This window comes from Paenibacillus sp. 01T422 (assembly GCF_056398785.1).
On sequence record NZ_JBFTQB010001479.1, the window covers coordinates 1 to 729 of the forward strand.

The window sequence follows — 729 nt, forward strand, 5'->3', positions numbered from 1 at the left end:
GGTGTACACTGGCTAAATGTGCGTTACGGAAATTAAGCTATGACATAGAGCTGGCTGCTTGGCAGTCGGCTTTATTTTAGTGGATTTTGTAACAAGAAATGGAAGGGACTGATTTGATGAGTTTGATCGTTATTATTGTCATCATGTTCGTTCTTATTTGTTTAACTGGGATGGTCAGCAAAGGCAACCATAGAAGAAGTAATAATTTTACCCAATCCCACAATGATAGCTCGAACTTCTACGCTAATCATTCTTCGGATGATTCTAACAAACACCATCATAACCATCACCATAACCATAACCATCACCACAACGAACATCTTAATCATCACCAGAATCACCACAGTCACCACAGTCACAATGATTCCTCCAGCGGAGGCGGAAGTGACAGTGGAGGTAGTAGCAGCGATTGAAAATGGATCGGATGTTCGCCTCAATGCCAAGGTAGAGTAAGATAGAGGTGAGGTGCTATTTTTCGTCCCCGACTCTTTGCTTCTACAAAATGAATGGGGAAAAAAGTAGACAAACGGCTACTATTGAAAGAAGGGTACTGAGAGTTCGGGGGAGCTTTTTGTTTTCTTTAGATTTAAACCAGCCTCCAAATTGAAATGCATTTCTGTAAAAGACAAATAAGATTAACAAATTACCAAGCAGATAAAATAAAAAGTAATGTTCAATTGTAATTCTAAAAGGAGAATAGATAAGTTGTTGCTCTACCCATCCTAGTAT

At 39.1% G+C, this 729-nt stretch carries 2 protein-coding genes; both read right to left on the reverse strand.

All coding sequences use genetic code 11. From position 1 onward, the window contains the following. Positions 1-161: 161 nt before the first annotated feature. Positions 162-359: a hypothetical protein gene (locus tag AC1DUA_RS39640; protein WP_477504880.1), complete on the reverse strand. Its 198-nt coding sequence runs from the start codon at positions 357-359 to the stop codon at positions 162-164. A gap of 136 nt (positions 360-495) precedes the next feature. Further along, a partial coding sequence (locus AC1DUA_RS39645; protein WP_477504881.1) for a hypothetical protein occupies positions 496-729 on the reverse strand: 234 nt, incomplete at its 5' end.